Source organism: Virgibacillus salexigens, assembly GCF_014905415.1.
Classification (GTDB): Bacteria; Bacillota; Bacilli; order Bacillales; family Amphibacillaceae; genus Virgibacillus; species Virgibacillus salexigens.
The window spans coordinates 141,177-158,465 of record NZ_BNEO01000005.1; the positions used below are offsets into that span (position 1 = coordinate 141,177).

16 protein-coding genes are annotated in these 17,289 nt (G+C 35.9%); 13 read left to right on the forward strand and 3 right to left on the reverse strand.

Going from position 1 to position 17,289, the window contains the following annotated elements:
• The first annotated feature begins 105 nt into the window (after positions 1-105).
• A complete protein-coding gene (locus tag JKP73_RS17910) occupies positions 106-642 on the forward strand; it encodes an HD domain-containing protein (RefSeq protein WP_021288719.1) in 537 nt (178 codons plus the stop codon).
• A 39-nt stretch (positions 643-681) separates the two neighbouring features.
• Here JKP73_RS17910 and JKP73_RS17915 read toward each other — a convergent pair whose 3' ends face one another.
• Positions 682-1,704, reverse strand: coding sequence for a D-alanyl-D-alanine carboxypeptidase family protein (locus tag JKP73_RS17915; protein WP_038245789.1), 1,023 nt, complete (start codon positions 1,702-1,704; stop codon positions 682-684).
• Between the two features lie 154 nt (positions 1,705-1,858).
• Here JKP73_RS17915 and JKP73_RS17920 point away from each other — a divergent pair, with 154 nt between their 5' ends.
• A complete protein-coding gene (locus JKP73_RS17920; protein ID WP_200411609.1) occupies positions 1,859-3,064 on the forward strand; it encodes an MFS transporter in 1,206 nt (401 codons plus the stop codon).
• A gap of 7 nt (positions 3,065-3,071) precedes the next feature.
• Here the strand turns inward: JKP73_RS17920 and pepT are convergent, their stop codons facing one another.
• Positions 3,072-4,301, reverse strand: a complete 1,230-nt coding sequence (gene pepT / locus JKP73_RS17925; protein WP_200411610.1) for a peptidase T — start codon at positions 4,299-4,301, stop codon at positions 3,072-3,074.
• A 224-nt stretch (positions 4,302-4,525) separates the two neighbouring features.
• Between pepT and JKP73_RS17930 the strand changes: the two genes are divergently transcribed.
• Entirely contained in the window at positions 4,526-5,374 is an 849-nt protein-coding gene (locus tag JKP73_RS17930; protein WP_200411611.1) for a sulfurtransferase, read from the forward strand.
• The gene (locus tag JKP73_RS17935; protein WP_200411612.1) at positions 5,371-5,934 is read left to right on the forward strand and encodes a DNA-3-methyladenine glycosylase I; all 564 of its coding nucleotides are present in this window, start codon (positions 5,371-5,373) and stop codon (positions 5,932-5,934) included. The genes JKP73_RS17930 and JKP73_RS17935 overlap by 4 nt, the downstream gene beginning before the upstream one ends.
• 114 nt (positions 5,935-6,048) lie before the next feature.
• Here the strand turns inward: JKP73_RS17935 and JKP73_RS17940 are convergent, their stop codons facing one another.
• Positions 6,049-7,815: a methyl-accepting chemotaxis protein gene (locus JKP73_RS17940; protein ID WP_200411613.1), complete on the reverse strand. Its 1,767-nt coding sequence runs from the start codon at positions 7,813-7,815 to the stop codon at positions 6,049-6,051.
• A gap of 161 nt (positions 7,816-7,976) precedes the next feature.
• Between JKP73_RS17940 and JKP73_RS17945 the strand changes: the two genes are divergently transcribed.
• The 9 genes from JKP73_RS17945 to JKP73_RS17980 all read left to right on the forward strand — a co-directional run bounded on the left by JKP73_RS17945 (position 7,977) and on the right by JKP73_RS17980 (position 17,099).
• Positions 7,977-8,489 carry a hypothetical protein gene (locus JKP73_RS17945; protein ID WP_200411614.1) on the forward strand — a complete coding sequence of 171 codons (513 nt, stop codon included), beginning with the start codon at positions 7,977-7,979 and terminating at the stop codon, positions 8,487-8,489.
• A gap of 140 nt (positions 8,490-8,629) precedes the next feature.
• Complete coding sequence (locus JKP73_RS17950) at positions 8,630-10,045, forward strand: glycoside hydrolase family 18 protein (protein WP_200411615.1); 1,416 nt, start codon at positions 8,630-8,632, stop codon at positions 10,043-10,045.
• Between the two features lie 67 nt (positions 10,046-10,112).
• Positions 10,113-10,226 (forward strand): RAxF-45 family protein, encoded by a 114-nt coding sequence (locus tag JKP73_RS23565; protein WP_021288710.1) that lies wholly within the window; start codon positions 10,113-10,115, stop codon positions 10,224-10,226.
• Positions 10,227-10,410: 184 nt separating this feature from the next.
• The gene (gene abc-f / locus JKP73_RS17955; RefSeq protein ID WP_200411616.1) at positions 10,411-12,036 is read left to right on the forward strand and encodes a ribosomal protection-like ABC-F family protein; all 1,626 of its coding nucleotides are present in this window, start codon (positions 10,411-10,413) and stop codon (positions 12,034-12,036) included.
• A 74-nt stretch (positions 12,037-12,110) separates the two neighbouring features.
• Positions 12,111-12,935 carry an aldo/keto reductase gene (locus JKP73_RS17960; protein WP_021288708.1) on the forward strand — a complete coding sequence of 275 codons (825 nt, stop codon included), beginning with the start codon at positions 12,111-12,113 and terminating at the stop codon, positions 12,933-12,935.
• 242 nt (positions 12,936-13,177) lie between these two features.
• Complete coding sequence (locus tag JKP73_RS17965) at positions 13,178-14,134, forward strand: ABC transporter permease (protein WP_021288707.1); 957 nt, start codon at positions 13,178-13,180, stop codon at positions 14,132-14,134.
• On the forward strand, positions 14,121-15,077 hold the full coding sequence (locus JKP73_RS17970) for an iron chelate uptake ABC transporter family permease subunit (RefSeq protein ID WP_038245784.1): 957 nt from the start codon (positions 14,121-14,123) through the stop codon (positions 15,075-15,077). Before JKP73_RS17965 ends, JKP73_RS17970 begins: the two co-directional genes overlap by 14 nt.
• Positions 15,074-15,850, forward strand: a complete 777-nt coding sequence (locus JKP73_RS17975; protein ID WP_021288705.1) for an iron ABC transporter ATP-binding protein — start codon at positions 15,074-15,076, stop codon at positions 15,848-15,850. The genes JKP73_RS17970 and JKP73_RS17975 overlap by 4 nt, the downstream gene beginning before the upstream one ends.
• A 229-nt stretch (positions 15,851-16,079) precedes the next feature.
• Positions 16,080-17,099, forward strand: a complete 1,020-nt coding sequence (locus JKP73_RS17980; protein ID WP_101953570.1) for a siderophore ABC transporter substrate-binding protein — start codon at positions 16,080-16,082, stop codon at positions 17,097-17,099.
• The last annotated feature ends 190 nt before the right edge of the window (positions 17,100-17,289 follow it).

A 17,289-nucleotide genomic window follows, 5' to 3' on the forward strand; every position in this document is an offset into this window, starting at 1 on the left:
GTTTAAAATATGTAAAGTTAGGGAAATAAGTATTGCAAAGTATAGCTGATTTATGCTATATTTTTAAAAATTTATATTTCATTAAAAAAGAAAGGAGTAGTTTAAATGCGAAATGTTACTCTTGAAGACGTATTTGTTCACCCAATCACACAAAGACATTTAAAGCGTTCAGGCATTGCTCATGCTATTGCAGTAGCTGAATATGCATTTATGTTATCCAAAAAATATGGCGTGAATCCAGATCATGCTGCAAAAGCTGGATTATTGCATGATGTAGGACACTATAATTGGTATCGAGAAGGTAAATGGGATTATGAATTATATAAAGAAAATGATATTCATGCGATTAAAGGTGCAAGTAGAGCGCATAAATTATTAATACGAATTGGTGAAGAACGTCACGTAGCAAAAGAGATTGCGGTTGCTATTCTGCTTCATACTGATTCGTATTTGCCTAAAGGTGAATTACAATTAAAACCATTGCAGCAAGTGGTGAACCTTGCAGATGAAGCGGATGAGGAAATCGGTGGAAATCACCATTATAAGGTAATTGAAGATCATGTAGCATTAGAGCGAATTCGTGTCTTGGATAAGCAAATTGATCATTGGATAAATAAAAACCAGACAAAGGAAATTGTCTGATTTTTACTCATTCTCCATGTTATTTCTTCTCATTCTTCTCTAATTTTCTTCTTGCTTTAAATACTCTTCCAGTGTTACATCCTGTTCCGTAATTTCTTCTGCGGCCTTCTTCCCTACATAACGAATATGCCAGGGCTCATATTGGTATTCTGTAATATCCTCTTTCCCTTTAGGAAATCGAATAATAAAGCCATAATCAGCTGCATGCTGTGCTAACCATTTACCTTCATCTGTATTTGCGAATTCCGTTGTTAACTGAAAATCAATATCAGGGCTGGTAACATCCATTGTGAGCCCGGTTTGATGCTCGCTTTCCCCTGGACGTGCGCTAAATTTATTAGCTGCTTCCTCACCATCTGCCTCCACATTTGATGCGAAAATTGTTTCTTGTCTTTCATAGGAACGATAGCCAGACTGAGCAAATAAATCAAGTCCTGCTTCGTCAGCTGCAACAAATAGCTCTTCTAAAGAACTAGCAGCGATTTTTCTCATTTGTTTTTTTGGTAAATCTTCAGTGAACGGAAAACGAACGTCAGGAATTACTAAATCTTCTGGTATATAATCTTCAGGAAGTGCATGTTGTTTGTTTACTAGAGCCAATTGTTCATAAGGATTTGCAATGACTTCTGTACCATGATTAGTTGTAGCAGTTTCTGTTTTCGCAGGTAGTCCATTTCCTGGTTCGAATGTTCCTGTATTCTCATGGAGAAGCGTGTCTATTGTTTGAGCTGTATCTTCTGTGTAGATTCCAGTAACCAGTAAAGCATCATGTTGAAGTTGAATATCTGTAATTGCCCATACAGTAGAAGCATCAAATTCTCCGTTTATTGTGATTTCATAACCTAATTTATTTAGAACTGTTTGTAGAGATTGAACAGCATCACCATTGTCTAATTTTTGTAATTGCTCTTTTGGAAGTTCCATTGTATCGTTTTCTGCATTTGAAGTATTCTTTTCTTGGTCTGGTTGTGTAGTTGTTTCAAGGCTTTCTTTATCGGTGCATGCGGCAGCGATAAGCAAAATTATAAACACTACGAATACAACAATTCGCTTATGTTTCATGACGTTCCTCTCCTGTGCGAAATAATTTTAAAGGTCTTAATAAAACCATCTTTTATTCTCTCATAGTTTTCGCTCAGGTGGCAATCCATTTTTATAGGCACATCATCTTTTAGCGTCTCATATGGATAAAAGAAGAGTGAAGAGGGTGACATAAGTGTTTCAAAATAGCTCAAAAAGATATTATCTATATACGTTTATTCTTTTTTGGTGTGCGCTAGTCGTTGTTTCAAGTGTATATGTTGTAACGCCATTAACAGATACCTTTTCCAGTTATTTTCAAGTAAGTGAACAAGAAACGACTTGGATAGGAAGTGTGTTTTCTGGATGTTATGCAATTGGATTCCTTTTATTTGTACCGCTCGTGGAAAGCTTTGGAAAAAGGCAGCTAATTGTATTTGGGCTCGTTATGCTTACATGGTTAACTTTTTTGCTTGCTTTCGCTGAAGCTTTTTGGTTTATGTTGATGTTTCGTGCCTTGCAGGGCCTTTTTGCTGCAACATTTGCTCCTACTGCACTCGCATATGTATTTGACCTGTTTCCAAAAGAGAAAAGGATGGTGGCAATTAGTTACATTAGTTTTGGATATGTTCTAGCAGGGATCTTTGGTCAAGCAGTCGCAGACATAATTAATCAAACGTTTGAATGGCAACTTGTATTTTACGTGTTTTCGGTAATCTATTTGATTAGTATATTTCTTGTTTATTGTTTTCTTCCATCTACAACACAAACAGTCAGACAACTTAAAGTAAAAAGTTATATTTTGCAAATAAAGCAATTAATAATAAGAAGAGAATTACAAGTATGTTATTTCATTGCGTTTACTCTCTTGTTTACGTTTCTCGGTATGTATAGCCTTATTGGGGACTATTTACAGGGAAATCCGTATTATCTTCTTGATCGGGAGGTTTTTAATGTAAGAGTATTAGGTATCACTGGAATGCTGTTGTCTCCATTTGCAGGGTTCTTTGTCAAACGATGGGGAGAATTAATTGTACTGCGTTTTAGTCTCAGTATGGCGCTCATAGGGTTATTTTTCATGTTAATTAGTAATAACCTCTGGTTTACAATTAGTGCGAGTGTTGGATATGTAGCAGGGATTTCGCTTACTTTCCCTGTACTAATGAAAATCATTGGCGATTTAGGCGGGGAAGCTAGGTCTGTTGCATCTGCACTTTATGCATTTATATTATTTGTGGGTGCTTCTCTAGGGCCGATGACTTCTTTATATTTTAAGGGGATAGCTGGTTATCATGGTGCGCTTTTAAGTTTAGCAAGTTGTTTATTTATTTCATGTTGGGTTGCTTTTCTCTCTAAGTTATTAAGAAAAAAGTCAGATGCTTCGTTTAGTGAAAGCACCTGACATTAGCTTATCGCTGTTCAAATAATTTGCAAATTTCGATTATGGTGTTGGTTGCTTTAATCATATTATCTACAGAGATGTATTCATATTTACCGTGAAAGTTTTCTCCACCTGTAAAAATATTTGGTGTCGGTAATCCCATATAAGAAAGCTGAGAACCATCAGTACCACCGCGAATTGGCTCTACAATTGGTTCAATAGCGAGGTTTTTCATTGCTTGATGTGCGATATCAACAATTTCTTTTACAGGTTCGATTTTTTCTCTCATGTTATAGTATTGGTCGATTAATTCTATCGAAATAATATTTTCGCCGTATTTCTCCTGTAACTCATCGACAAACTGAATAACTGTATCTTTTCGTTTCTGGAAAATACCCTTATCAAAATCACGAATGATGTAAGTTACTTCTGCATACTCAACATCTCCTTGAACAGAGATTAGATGATAAAAACCGTCGTAGTTTGCTGTATGCTCTGGAGCTTCTAATTCTGGAAATTTACTAATAAATTCTGCTGCCATTTTACCAGCGTTTATCATTTTATTTTTGGCGGTCCCTGGATGTACGCTATTTCCCTTGAAGATAACCTTTGCCGCAGCTGCATTAAAGCTTTCATATTGCAATTCACCTAATGGCCCCCCATCAACCGTATAAGCGTATGATGCCTCAAATCGATCTACATCAAATTTATGTGGACCTCTACCAATCTCTTCATCTGGAGTAAATCCTACACGAATGCGTCCGTGTTTAATTTCTGGATGGTTTACGAGGTAATCCATGGCAGTCATAATTTCTGAAATACCAGCTTTATTATCTGCACCTAACAATGTCGTGCCATCTGTTGTAATCAAAGTATGACCTTCGTATTTGGTTAGCTCTGGAAAATCTTCATTCGATAAAATGATATTTGAATCTTCGTTTAGAACAATATCACTTCCATCAAAATTCTCAATCACTTGGGGTTTTACGTTTTCGCCAGTAAAATCGGTGGCGGTATCCATATGAGCTAAAAAACCAATTGTTGGTATGTCTTTATCGGTATTTGCAGGTAGTGTGGCCATTACATAACCGAAATCATCCACGGTTACATCAATTAGGCCAATCTCTTGAAGTTCGTTACCTAATTGATTAGCTAATTCTAGTTGTCCCGGTGTAGATGGAGTTTGATCATTATTTTCATTTGATTGTGTATTCATTTTTGCATAGGTAATAAATCGTTTCATTAAGTCATCTTTCATTTTGAATTCATCTCCTATTTAAATAATTCTAATTTTATTATAGCTTATTCTTACGTGCGATCTAAATAGAAATTTCCATTAGGGGTATGGAACGCTTGATAGATCGATAGTCATGAAATTGTTGAATAGGGTAGGAATGCATGAATACTTCGTTTAAAATAAAAGGTAATAAAATATTGTCTGTTACTTTTATCCGAAATAAATTCCAGTTTGGAGGTCTGAATATGACGTACTTAATTAGTGTAAATCGGTTAAAGAATCGCTTAAATAATAGTCTAAATAATACGGTAATTATTGATGCTCGTTTTGAACTAACGAAACCAGATGCAGGAAGGAAAGCATACTTGAAGGACCATATTCCTGGAGCTGTTTATATGGACTTGGAAAAGGATTTATCTGGTAAAAAGGAAAAACATGGTGGGAATCATCCTTTGCCAGATCTTGATATGTTGGTTAATAAACTCAGTAATATTGGAATTGATCATGAAACGACAGTTGTTGTATATGATCAACGCAATGAAATGTATGCGTCAAGAGCATGGTGGCTCCTGCATTATTTAGGACATGATAAAGTGTATATTCTTGAAGGAGGCTATCAGCGTTGGAAGGAAGAAGGAAATCCAACGACAGATGCTATTCCAGAGTTATATGCAAAGGAATTTGAAGCGAAGCTGAGACAGAATCAAACCGTTGAGATGAAAGAGGTAAAAGATAAGCTAGCGAAGCAAACGGCGGTTGTCATTGATTCAAGGTCGAAGGAAAGGTATTTAGGCGATGTAGAGCCATTATATGCTCGAGCAGGTCATATCCCGGGAGCAACCAATTATTTTTGGAAAGACGTATTATCGAAAGTCGATGGTAAGTGGAAGGATAAACATGAATTAGAGCAGCAGTTTGCTGGATTATCCAAAGATGATGAAATTATTGTATCTTGTGGTTCTGGTATCTCGGCGTGCCCAAACATTCTCGCTTTAAAATCACTCGGATTTACAAATGTAAAATTATACCCCGGAAGCTTTAGCGATTGGATTTCATATGATGAAAATGAAGTAGCTATAGGAGAGGATTCATGAAGCAGAGATGCCATTGGGTAACTAATGACCCTATATATATCGAATATCATGATAATGAATGGGGAAGAGCCGTATACGATAATCAGAAATTATTTGAAATGTTATCTTTAGAAGGAGCCCAAGCAGGATTAAGTTGGATTACAGTCCTTAAACGAAGAGAGAATTATAGAAAGGCTTTTGAACAATTTGACCCAGCTGCTGTCAGTGGGTTTTCGGAATCAAAAATAAATGAATTAGCGGCAAACGAAGGAATTATTCGACATAGAGGAAAAATTGCATCGGTTGTCACAAACGCACAAGCATTTTTGCAGATTCAACAAGAATTCGGTAGCTTTTCAAGGTATATCTGGAATTTTGTGGATGGGAAGCCAATTGTAAATAATTGGCAGTCCTATGAAGAGGTTCCTGCTTATACAAAAGAATCTGAAAATATGAGTAAAGATTTAAAACGTCGTGGATTCCGATTTGTTGGGCCGACGATTTGTTATGCTTTTATGCAAGCTACTGGCATGGTAAATGATCATATTCAAGGGTGTTTCTTGTATAATGGCGACATTTAACTGTGTTATCAAGGAATTTATTCTAGTTTCTCATTACATAACCCGTAAGCTTTTCCCAGTTCCGCTCTGGAAGTATTGGCTTACGGGTAAGGTAACTTCATGCTCCTATATTCCTTATAGTTTAAATACATTTACTTCTTTATTTAGTTGTTCGGCAAGCACCGATAATTCATTTGCATTACCCGAAACTTCTTCCATGGAACTGGAGGATTGTTGGGCAGAAGCGGCAGCTTGTTCAACAGCTGCGGCAGACTCCTCAGATACAGAAGCAATTTCTTCAATTAAATTGTTCATATCCATACTGCTCGCTGCTATATCGTTGAGATTCTGGGAAATATCATTTATTCTGCTAGTCATTTCTAATACAGCGGTGTTAATTGAGTTAAAGTTGTCGCCAGTTGCTTCAATTTGATTCGTACCTTCCTTCACTTCGTGATACCCATTATTCAATGATTGAACCACTTGATTGGTTTCGTCCTGAATAGTTGTCACAATCGAGGTAATCTCTCCTACAGAAGAAGCGACCTGCTCAGAGAGCCGACGAACTTCATCTGCAACCACAGCAAAACCTTTACCGTGTTCTCCTGCCCTTGCTGCTTCTATAGCTGCATTTAACGATAATAAATTTGTTTGGTCAGCAATATCTTTAATCACTAATACAAGCTTAGAAATTTCAGTTGATTGATGTTCTAATCCTTGTACCTTGTCTACGGCTTCAGCAACAATTGTATCAATTTGCTTCATTTGTGTGACAGATTGCTGCATCAGTTTTTTACCCTGATTCGTTAATTGTTGTACTCCTTCAGAGCTGGTTAATATGTCTTTGCCTTTTTCTTCAGAAGAACGAACTTTATCTACAAAGCTTAGCATCGTTTCGGATAGGTTACTTGCACTATTCGCTTGGGATTCTGAACCTGTTGATAATTCTTCCATCGTTGTTGCAATTTGGTTACTGCCTTCTTTCACCTCATTAGCTGATTGTGTGAGTTCTTCACTTCGAGAAGAGACAGAGGAGGAAGCGTTTTGTACTTTCATCAGTATTGCTTTAATATTTTCTTTCATTAGATTAACAGAAGTAGCTAATTGACCGATTTCATCCTTTCCATGATCCTTTATTGAATCGGATTGTAAATCTCCATTTGCCACTCTTGAGGTTAAATGGACGACTTGTTTTAACCTTGAAGTGATGCCGCGGCTGACAATTATCATTAATGGGATTCCGATAATTAATACGAGTAGATTGGCACTTGCTAAAACATAAATACTCGTATTTGAACTGTTTTTCGCTTGGGTTAGTGCATTCGATTGATCCTCTTTCATTAATTCCATAAGCTCATTTACTAAAAGTATCGTATCGTTTCTCATCCTAGACGAATAATCTCGTAATGTATTAGCCATGATGTCATTATCACCTTCTAAGGAAGAGACCATTCGATCGAGAAAAGCAGTGTCGATGGATTCATTTTTTTCTCTGATCTCTTGAAACAAGCTTCTTTGTTCTTTTGTAACCAATGTGGATTCGAGTTTGCTTGCTAATTCATTAAAATCATTTTGATATTCTTTAAAAGAATCAATATACTGCGCATTTTGTGTCAGAAGGTAGTCTGCAGATTGTACATCTTTTGCCTGGATAAGAATTGCTAATTGGGATACGTCGTTTAATTGGTTACTATAGTCGTCTACTGCTTGTATATCTTTTTGACCATGATTTAATTGTAAGTACACAATAATGGCAGAGGTGACAAATAAAGCGATCGTAAGGAAAAAAACGATCATGTATTTCTTGCTGAGCTTTAGGTTTCTCCATTTTAAGAATAGAAGTTTCGGGTGTTTCCTGTTTCCTTTCTTATGTTTTACTTTTTCCAACTTTTTCTTTTTCATTGTTATCCCCCAATTAATAAGACAGCTTTTCTTCATTATCGACATAATTGATGTAGGTATGAAGTACTATTTCAAATTTTTTAACATTTGCATCATTTAAGCATATCCTGTACAATGCACCATTGTGTGTTTTATTTTAGATAAATTGCAGGTGATTAAAATTGAGTTATACTGCATTCGTTGATATAGATAGGAATAAGGAAGAATTAAAAGAAGAACTGGATTCTATAGAGTTTCAATTATTTCGAATGCAAGAAAATGTAAAAGAAATAGCTAAAAAGTTTGAGATTATCAGTATCGATCGAACAAAGGAAGAGAACTGGGCTGTTATCTATGTTGATAAAAAATCCACCACTTTCCAAATTATGCTACATGCGTGCACAAAGCCATTTCGTGGAAATTGGGACTCTGCGATCGAAGTAGAATATAAAAATGAAAGAACCATTCACATCTGTGATATAAAGGGAGAAGAGAATAAAGGATTTGGTTCTGTCCTAATCAATCAGTTAAAAGAAATAGCCCGTGAAGAAAATAAGCAATTTATCACAGGTGATATTGTCCAACGCGATTTTGATCATGTTCATCGACTAAAGCATTTTTATTGTAAACATTATTTCAATGTAAACATAGACCATAACCAACAATCTGGAGAAATTATTTGGACAGATAGTTGATGTGTGAGGCTGTTCCGCGAATGGAGTGGAATGGTCTTTTTTATTCTCTGATTTAGATAACAGGACAAACACCCAATGAATAAAATATGAAGTAGCAAGATCGAAACATATCTAATTGTTTACATGGGGAGCGAATAGAAATGCAAATACATGTGATAAGTCGTAATGATACATTATGGAATATTGCTAATAATTATGGTTCTGACGTAAATCAAATTGGTTTACTTAATCAAATAAATAATCCAAATACATTGGTAGTCGGGCAAGCTTTAGTTATTCCAAATGCCCAACTGGAGTACGTAGTTCAATCTGGGGACAATTTATGGGCGATTGCTCAAAGGTATCAGATATCGGTTAGTGAGCTCGCCTCGTTTAATAATATTACAGATCCATCCTTGCTTTTCGTTGGTCAAATGCTGCAGATCCCTTTTTTAACATATGTTATTCAACCAGGGGATTCCTTATGGGCAATTGCTAATCGTTTTGGGGTGAGTGTGGATGACATTGTCAGGGAGAATGAAATCGTTGATCCTTCCCTTATTTATTCTGGACAGCGCATCAGGATTTCACAACCAGCAAGGCCAACTACAGAGATAAATGCATATTCCACAAATACTAATCAGCAAGGAGCTCAAGAAGTAATGGCCTATGGAAGGCTTCTAACGTATCTATCCCCATTTTCGTATCATATTCAGTCTGATGGAGGAATAAATGAATTAGATGATAGGCCAATTCTTCAAGCAGCTGAAGCAACCAATACGTTTCCTTTACTTGTGTTGACTAATTTTGTAGAGGGAGAATTTAATTCAGATGTAGCTGCTAGTCTTCTACGTAATCCGGAATTGCAAGAAACAATGATTACAAATTTACTAGAAATTATGCAAGAAAAAGGCTACCAAGGGGTTAACTTTGATTTTGAATATGTCTATCCAGAAGATAGAGAAAATTATAATGCGTTTCTAAGACGTGTCGTTGCTCGGCTACATCCAGAAGACTATATTGTTACAACTGCTTTAGCTCCTAAAATTAGTGATGATCAAGAAGGTTTATTATACGAAGCCCATGATTATCAAGCACAAGGTGAGATCGTGGATTTCATTGTGTTAATGACCTATGAATGGGGATGGGCAGGAGGCAGGCCTTTAGCCATAGCACCGATTAACAACGTTCGTGAAGTATTGGATTATGCAGTTACCGTCATGCCACGTGAGAAGATTATGATGGGTATTCCCTTATATGGTAGAGATTGGAAGATTCCATGGCAAGAGGGGACGGTTGCTCGAACTGTCAGCTCACAGGAGGCAATTCAGCTGGCTGCAACGTATGGAGCAGAGATTGAGTACAATGATACGTATCAGTCCCCCTACTTCCAATACACAGATGAAGAAGGTCAAGCACATGAAGTATGGTTTGAAGACGCAAGAAGCATACAGGCAAAATATAACACAGTAGAGGAATATAACCTAAGGGGGGCTAGCTACTGGGTAATGGGGGTACCATTTCCTCAAAATTGGCCAGTATTGCAAGATACCTTTGCTGTGCAGAAAATTGAGTGAGGGGATGTATTGACATTAATCTGAATTTTTCGGTACACTAAACGTAACACAAAAGGAGGTGGGTTAGATGAATCATACTGGTAGTGTAACGAAGCTTATGGAATATCTCTATATTCGTTATGCGATTTTTTCCGGAATTGCCACTAAAGGGATACGTATGTCCTTTTTAGCTACCAATTAAATGGAAAAAATACCAGTAAGAGGCATCTACCTACAAACGGATATTGCATGGACTCAGCTTACTATTCTGATGATTGAAGAGTAGCTGCTAAACTATGCTTTATAAAGACACGGATGGGAGTAGAAACGTCTTCGTGTCTTTTTGTGTATCGAAAATGCCTCTTCTGACGATGGAGGAAGGGCAAATGATTATTAGTAGTTTGCAACAGGTTACTCAAATGCTAGGAGCAAATGTAATATTTACAGATTTATCATTGGAAATCAAACAAGGAGAACGAATTGGACTTATTGGAAGAAATGGAGCAGGCAAGTCTACATTATTACATTTACTGGCCAAGAAAACAAAACCTGCAAGTGGTGAGATAACGTGGAAAAAGAATGTAACGATTGGCTTATTAGAACAAGCTCCCGACATGGAGGGAAGTGCAGTAGTTGAAACATTATTGTTTGATGTTTTCACTGAATTAAATCAATTAAAGGCTCAGATGGAAGAATTGGAAAGCAAAATGGCTAATGAGAAGAATCACAAAAAATTAAATGAACTTATGGAAACATACGGAAAACTTCAAGAACGGTTTCAAGATGGTGGTGGATATGTAGTAGCTGCTGATGTAAGACGTGTTATGAAAGGCCTGCAAATGGAGCGCTTATCCAATAAAAAATGGAATACCTTAAGTGGCGGTGAGAAAACAAAGGTTGGTTTAGCGAGACTATTATTAACAAAACCGGACCTGCTTTTATTAGATGAGCCAACCAATCATCTTGATTTTTTAGCCATCGAATGGCTAACTACATTTATAAATCAATACCAAGGTACGGTGGTTATCGTTTCTCATGACCGTTACTTTCTGGATGAAACGATTACTTCTATTGTAGAAATAGATCAAGGAGATATTTTGAAATATCATACAAATTATACAAATTATGTAAAAGAACGAGAGGAACGCTTACTTCAAGAATTTCAAGCGTATCAGGATCAACAAAAGAAGATAAAGAAGATGAAGGATACGATAAAACGCTTAAAAGAGTGGGCAAATCGAGCAAATCCCCCAAATGATGGTTTACATCGACGAGCAAAAAGCATGGAAAAAGCTTTAGAGAGAATGACAATTCATAAACGTCCGATCTTAGAAAACAAACGAATAAAAGTTGACTTTCAAATGGAAAAACGAAGTGGGACAGATGTAGTGAAGTTAGAGAATGTATCAAAAAAGTATGATGATAAGCGGGTGCTTCACCGTGTGAATATGCACATTCGCTATCAGGATCGTATTGCTATTGTTGGTAAAAATGGAACGGGGAAGTCTACATTATTAAATCTAATTTTAGGTTTCATTAATAGCGATGAAGGAAAAGTTGACTTAGGCAGTAATTTGTCCGTTGGTTTTCTCTCGCAACATATGATAGAAATGGATAACGAACGGTCTGTTTTACAAGAATTTCGAGAACATGTACATGTGGCTGAAGGAGCAGCGAGGGGAATACTCGCTCAATTCCTTTTCTATGGCGCCAGTGTTTTTCGTAAAGTAAGCCAGTTGAGCGGAGGAGAGAAAATGCGTTTACGTCTTGCAGAACTGGTACATCAAAATCATAATTTGCTTGTTTTAGATGAGCCAACGAACCATCTTGATATTGAATCGAAAGAAGTACTTGAGGAAGCATTGGAACAGTTTGATGGTACGATTGTTGCTGTTTCCCATGACCGGTATTTTCTGGATCGTTTATTTCCTGTAACCTATTTGATTGACCATTATTCGTTAGTAAAGTTTGAAGGTACCTATTCAATGGTAAGAAAGAAATGGCATCTTTAAAAGCATATTAATTAATATGGGCTAAAAGCTATGATAAGATGAGATTAATTAAATCAAAGGGGTGTTTTAATAGGATGCAATTTATTACACTTAATAATGGTCTTAAAATGCCACAGTTAGGCTTTGGTGTATGGCAAGTGCCAAATGATGAAGCAGTACCTGCAGTAGAAAAAGCACTTGAAGTTGGCTATCGCTCGATTGACACGGCGAAGGTATATGATAATGAGCGAGGTGTTGGGGAAGCACTAGCTAGTAGTAATATTCCGAGAGAAGACTTGTTTATTACTACAAAAGTGTGGAATACAGATCAGGGCTATGAGAATACATTAAAGGCTTTTGATAAAAGTTTAGAAAAATTAGGGCTTGATTATGTGGATCTTTATCTTATTCATTGGCCAACTCCAGAATATGATGAATATGTGGAAACGTATAAAGCGTTAGAAAAGCTGTATAAAGATGGACGAGTGAAAGCGATTGGAGTATGTAATTTCAATGTGGAACATTTACAACGATTGTTAGATGAATGCGAAATTGTTCCTGCAGTAAATCAAATAGAATGTCACCCATACCTACAGCAAAAAGAAGTAAAAGAATTCTGTGCCAAGCATGATATTTATGTGGAGGCATGGAGCCCATTAATGCAAGGCGGAGATGTGTTAAATAATGAAGTCATTACCAACATTGCAGCCAACTATAATAAAACAGCAGCTGAAGTAGTGCTTCGCTGGCATCTGCAATATGATAATATTGTAATTCCAAAATCAGTTACTCCATCAAGGATTGAAGAGAATTTTGATGTGTTCGATTTTGAATTGAGTGCAGATGAACTAGAAAAAATTAAAGACTTGGATCGTAATGAGCGTAAAGGCCCAGAGCCTAGCGAAATGAATGTACGATAAATTTTATATCTATTATGTTAGGACCAGACGAGAGGATAGCGTCTGGTCTATTTTTTGGGTAGAATTTTCATTACCTATGATTGATTTTAACTCTTGTCTATACTAGGTTCGATTTTATTATTTATCTAGCAGCAGTATAATTCAGGTTGATTTTATACGATGTATTTTATATAATAAATTTACATTTAGAATGATAATCATTTTCAATTATAAAATGACAACAACACGTGTGAGGATAACCTATGAGACTATGGATATTAATTATAATTACTGTTATCCTGTCATTTATTTCGCTATTTATTGGTGCTATAGATATTCAACTAAGTGATTTGTTAGATTGGGAGTCCGATAAAGCGCAGACATTTCTTATTAGTAGAGTGCCTCGTTTAATAGCAATTATTTTGGCAGGAGCAGGGATGAGTATTGCAGGATTAATTATGCAGTCGTTAAGTCGGAACAAATTTGTATCACCGACTACGGCAGGTACGTTGGATGCAGCAAAACTTGGGATATTGATCTCCATGCTGTTCTTTACAAATGTTACATATACCCAGCAAGTGATTTTTAGTTTTGCTTTTGCATTAATCGGATCGTTTTTGTTCATGCAGATTTTGGATCGTATAAAATTTAAAGATGCCATATTTGTTCCTTTAATAGGAATTATGTATGGAAATATTTTGTCCTCCATTACGACATTTTTTGCTTATGAAGCAGACTTGTTACAAAATATTTCCTCTTGGTTAATGGGAAGTTTTACATTAGTTATTGCTGGTCGATATGAACTATTATATGTCAGTGTTCCGGCAGTTATATTAGCCTATTTGTATGCGAATAAGTTTACTGTTGCTGGTATGGGTGAAGAATTCGCTAAGAATTTAGGGATGAGCTATAAAGTTGTGTTAAATATTGGGCTTCTTCTTGTTGCTGTAATTTCTACGACGGTGGTATTAACGGTTGGAGTTATTCCATTCCTGGGTCTAATCATACCAAATATCGTTTCACTTTATTTGGGTGACAATCTAAGAAAAACAATTCCACATACTGCTGTCATGGGAGTTGCTTTTTTACTGGCTTGTGACATTCTTGGAAGAGTGATTATTCATCCTTTTGAAATTCCAGTTAATATTACGGTTGCTGTAATTGGTAGTGCGATCTTCTTAATCATGTTGTTTAGGGGGAGAGCATATGCGCAAAAATAGGATCAGGTTATTTATTCTAGCTGGAATTGGATTGGTTTGTATATTACTCTACGCTTTTTATGATATAAAGGGTGGTTTTGACTACGCCTTCCCTAGACGAATGATACGTATTGCCGCAATGATTGTAACAGGTATCGCTATTTCATATGCAACAGTAGTGTTTCAGACAATTACTAGGAATCGAATATTAACGCCCTCAGTAATGGGATTAGATTCGATGTATGAAGTTGTCCAAACGTTGATTTATTTTTTTGCGGGATCTATGTCGGTATGGGTGTTGAATCAATACCTGAACTTTGGAGCTGCAATCATTGCGATGGTGGTTTTTGCTCTCCTATTATATCGATTCTTATTTCGGGCGGATAAACATCCGATTTATTTACTATTATTAATAGGAATGATTATTGGAACGTTCTTAGGAAGTTTTGTTACATTTTTACAAGTTATTATTGATCCAGTAGAATATTTGGCTTTACAATCTCGATTGTTTGCAACATTTTCAAATGTTAATTCTGATTTATTACTGGTTTCTGTAGGTATGTTATTGGTAGCATTCATTTATGGATACTCGATAATGGACAAATTAGATGTGATGTCACTTGGCAGGGAGAATTCAATTAACCTAGGTATTAATTATGATCGTATGGTAATGAATGTCCTGATTCTTTCTTCTATTCTTATAGCGACATCAACAGCTTTAGTTGGTCCAATTACATTCTTTGGGTTAATTGTAGCGAATCTATCTTATCAATATTTAGCTTCTTATAAGCATTCTGTATTAATATTAGGGGCAAGCTTGATCAGTATTATTGCTCTAGTTGGCGGACAATTTCTCGTAGAGCATGTGTTAGAGCTTCGTACAACCTTGAGTGTAATCATTAATTTTGTTGGTGGAATTTACTTTATTTACTTATTAATCAAAGAAAGTAGGTCTTCCCGATGATAGAGATAAAAGGATTAACGAAACGATTTGGTAAGAAACCAGTAGTAGAAGATGTTTCCGTTACTATTGAACCTGGAACGATAACTTCATTTATAGGTCCCAATGGCGCAGGGAAATCAACACTGCTATCAATGGTTAGCAGGTTATTAGATGCGGACACTGGGGAAGTATTGGTAGATAAAAATAATGTGAAGAAATGGAAATCAAATGAATTTGCAAAAAGGGTTTCTATTTTAAGGCAATCCAATTTTATTAATGTCCGATTGACAGTACGTGAATTAGTAGCTTTTGGCAGATATCCTTATTCAAAGGGAAGATTGACAGACGTAGATATCAATTACATTGAACAAGCATTGGATTATATGAATTTAGTTAATATACAAGATAAATTCTTAGATGAATTATCCGGGGGGCAAAAGCAGCGTGCATTCATTGCGATGGTCATTGCACAGGATACGGAGTATATTCTGCTTGATGAACCATTAAATAATTTAGATATGAAACATTCTGTTCAAATTATGAAGACTTTACGAAGGCTTGTAGATGACCTTGGTAAGACAGTAATTATTGTTTTACATGATATTAATTTTGCATCGGTTTATTCAGATAGAATTGTGGCATTAAAGGAAGGTAAACTCGTTAAAAACGGTAAAACGAATGAAATTATCAATTCTACAGCTTTAAGAGAAATATATGATATGGATATTCCTATACAGGAACAAAATGGTTGTAGGATTTGCGTTTATTTTAATTCACACACAGAGGCAAACTAAATAAAGCTGTATGTAGTCTAGAGTTACGGTTGGTTAAACAGTTGCTCTAGACTTTATTTCTTGTATATGACAAATCGATGAAATGTTGAAAGTTTATTAAAGAGTCTTGACGGTTGATGTGAAAGGGATTATACTATAAATATAACAGATGATAATGATTATCAATATCATTTGTTGCGAATATATTACATAATTTTGAGGGGTGTCATAAAGCGTGAATAAATTTAGAATGGCAGTTGTACTTATATTTTTATCATTCGTACTTGTTGCTTGTGGGTCAAACGAAGATAGTGCCACAGAACAATCAGGTGATTCAAATGCTGAAAGCCAAGGTGCTAATTCTGAAGATCAAAGTAAAGATTCAAAATATCCGATGACAGTTTCTCCAACTGTTTCTAACAGTGAAGGTAGGGACGGATCATCTTATACTTTCGAAGATGTAGAATTCGAATCGATGCCAGAGAATATTGTAGTTTTTGACTATGGCATGTTAGATACTTTAGATGCATTAGGTGTTGAGGGTATTGTAGGAGTAGCTAAAGGTTCTACGTTACCATCTCATTTGGAAAAATATGCATCGGATGAATATACGAACATTGGTACATTAAAAGAACCGTTACTTGAAGATATTGCTGCTTTAGAGCCGGATGTTATTTTTATCTCTGGGCGCCAGTCAGCATTTTATGACCAATTAAAAGAAATTACACCAAATGTTGTTTTTGTTGGAACACAGCAAGATGATTATTGGAATACTTTCCAAGAGTCCGTTAATATTGCAGCAACAATGTTTGATAAAGAACAAGAAGCAGATGAATATCTTGCTGAATTTGATTCCGCATTAGAAGAAGTAAATGAACTAGCCGGAAATTATGAGACTAGTTTAGTTACCATGTATAATGAAGGTAACTTATCTGGATTTGCTAGTAATTCTCGGTTCGGCTATCTTTATGATGTATATGGTTTCAACCCTGTAACAGAAGATATTGAATCTTCTTCACACGGTTCAAACTTTGGCTTTGAAGCATTACTAGAGTTTGATCCAGAAGTGTTATTTGTTATTGATCGCACAGCTGCTATTGGTGGGGATTCGAATATTAATAAGGATATGGAAAATGATATTATTAAACAAACTAAAGCTTATAAGAATGATCAAATTATTTATTTAGATGGTCCGCTTTGGTACTTAAGCGGTGGCGGATTACAATCTGAAATGGATAAAATTAATGAGATTCTAGACGAATTAAAATAATTATACCTATAAGCCTTTCACCACTAAAACAGTTAGTGGTGAAAGGCTTTTTATTAAGATAAGAAAGTGTCGCTTCGACGAAACACACTTTGACAGCACGCATATTCTCTTGTTCATTTCTCTTTTACAAACTTTACGTATACATAAAAATGATGTATAACTAATCTAAGAGTATAAGGTTTTTCCATTT

What these genes read in the sequence shown, in the direction of transcription:
- JKP73_RS17910 (WP_021288719.1), top strand. Translation starts at nt 106, where the DNA reads ATGCGAAATGTTACTCTTGAAGACGTATTTGTTCACCCAATCACACAA.
- JKP73_RS17915 (WP_038245789.1), bottom strand. Translation starts at nt 1,704, where the DNA reads ATGAAACATAAGCGAATTGTTGTATTCGTAGTGTTTATAATTTTGCTT.
- pepT (WP_200411610.1), bottom strand. Translation starts at nt 4,301, where the DNA reads ATGAAAGATGACTTAATGAAACGATTTATTACCTATGCAAAAATGAAT.
- JKP73_RS17930 (WP_200411611.1), top strand. Translation starts at nt 4,526, where the DNA reads ATGACGTACTTAATTAGTGTAAATCGGTTAAAGAATCGCTTAAATAAT.
- JKP73_RS17935 (WP_200411612.1), top strand. Translation starts at nt 5,371, where the DNA reads ATGAAGCAGAGATGCCATTGGGTAACTAATGACCCTATATATATCGAA.
- JKP73_RS17940 (WP_200411613.1), bottom strand. Translation starts at nt 7,815, where the DNA reads ATGAAAAAGAAAAAGTTGGAAAAAGTAAAACATAAGAAAGGAAACAGG.
- JKP73_RS17950 (WP_200411615.1), top strand. Translation starts at nt 8,630, where the DNA reads ATGCAAATACATGTGATAAGTCGTAATGATACATTATGGAATATTGCT.
- JKP73_RS23565 (WP_021288710.1), top strand. Translation starts at nt 10,113, where the DNA reads ATGAATCATACTGGTAGTGTAACGAAGCTTATGGAATATCTCTATATT.
- abc-f (WP_200411616.1), top strand. Translation starts at nt 10,411, where the DNA reads ATGATTATTAGTAGTTTGCAACAGGTTACTCAAATGCTAGGAGCAAAT.
- JKP73_RS17960 (WP_021288708.1), top strand. Translation starts at nt 12,111, where the DNA reads ATGCAATTTATTACACTTAATAATGGTCTTAAAATGCCACAGTTAGGC.
- JKP73_RS17965 (WP_021288707.1), top strand. Translation starts at nt 13,178, where the DNA reads ATGAGACTATGGATATTAATTATAATTACTGTTATCCTGTCATTTATT.
- JKP73_RS17970 (WP_038245784.1), top strand. Translation starts at nt 14,121, where the DNA reads ATGCGCAAAAATAGGATCAGGTTATTTATTCTAGCTGGAATTGGATTG.
- JKP73_RS17975 (WP_021288705.1), top strand. Translation starts at nt 15,074, where the DNA reads ATGATAGAGATAAAAGGATTAACGAAACGATTTGGTAAGAAACCAGTA.
- JKP73_RS17980 (WP_101953570.1), top strand. Translation starts at nt 16,080, where the DNA reads ATGGCAGTTGTACTTATATTTTTATCATTCGTACTTGTTGCTTGTGGG.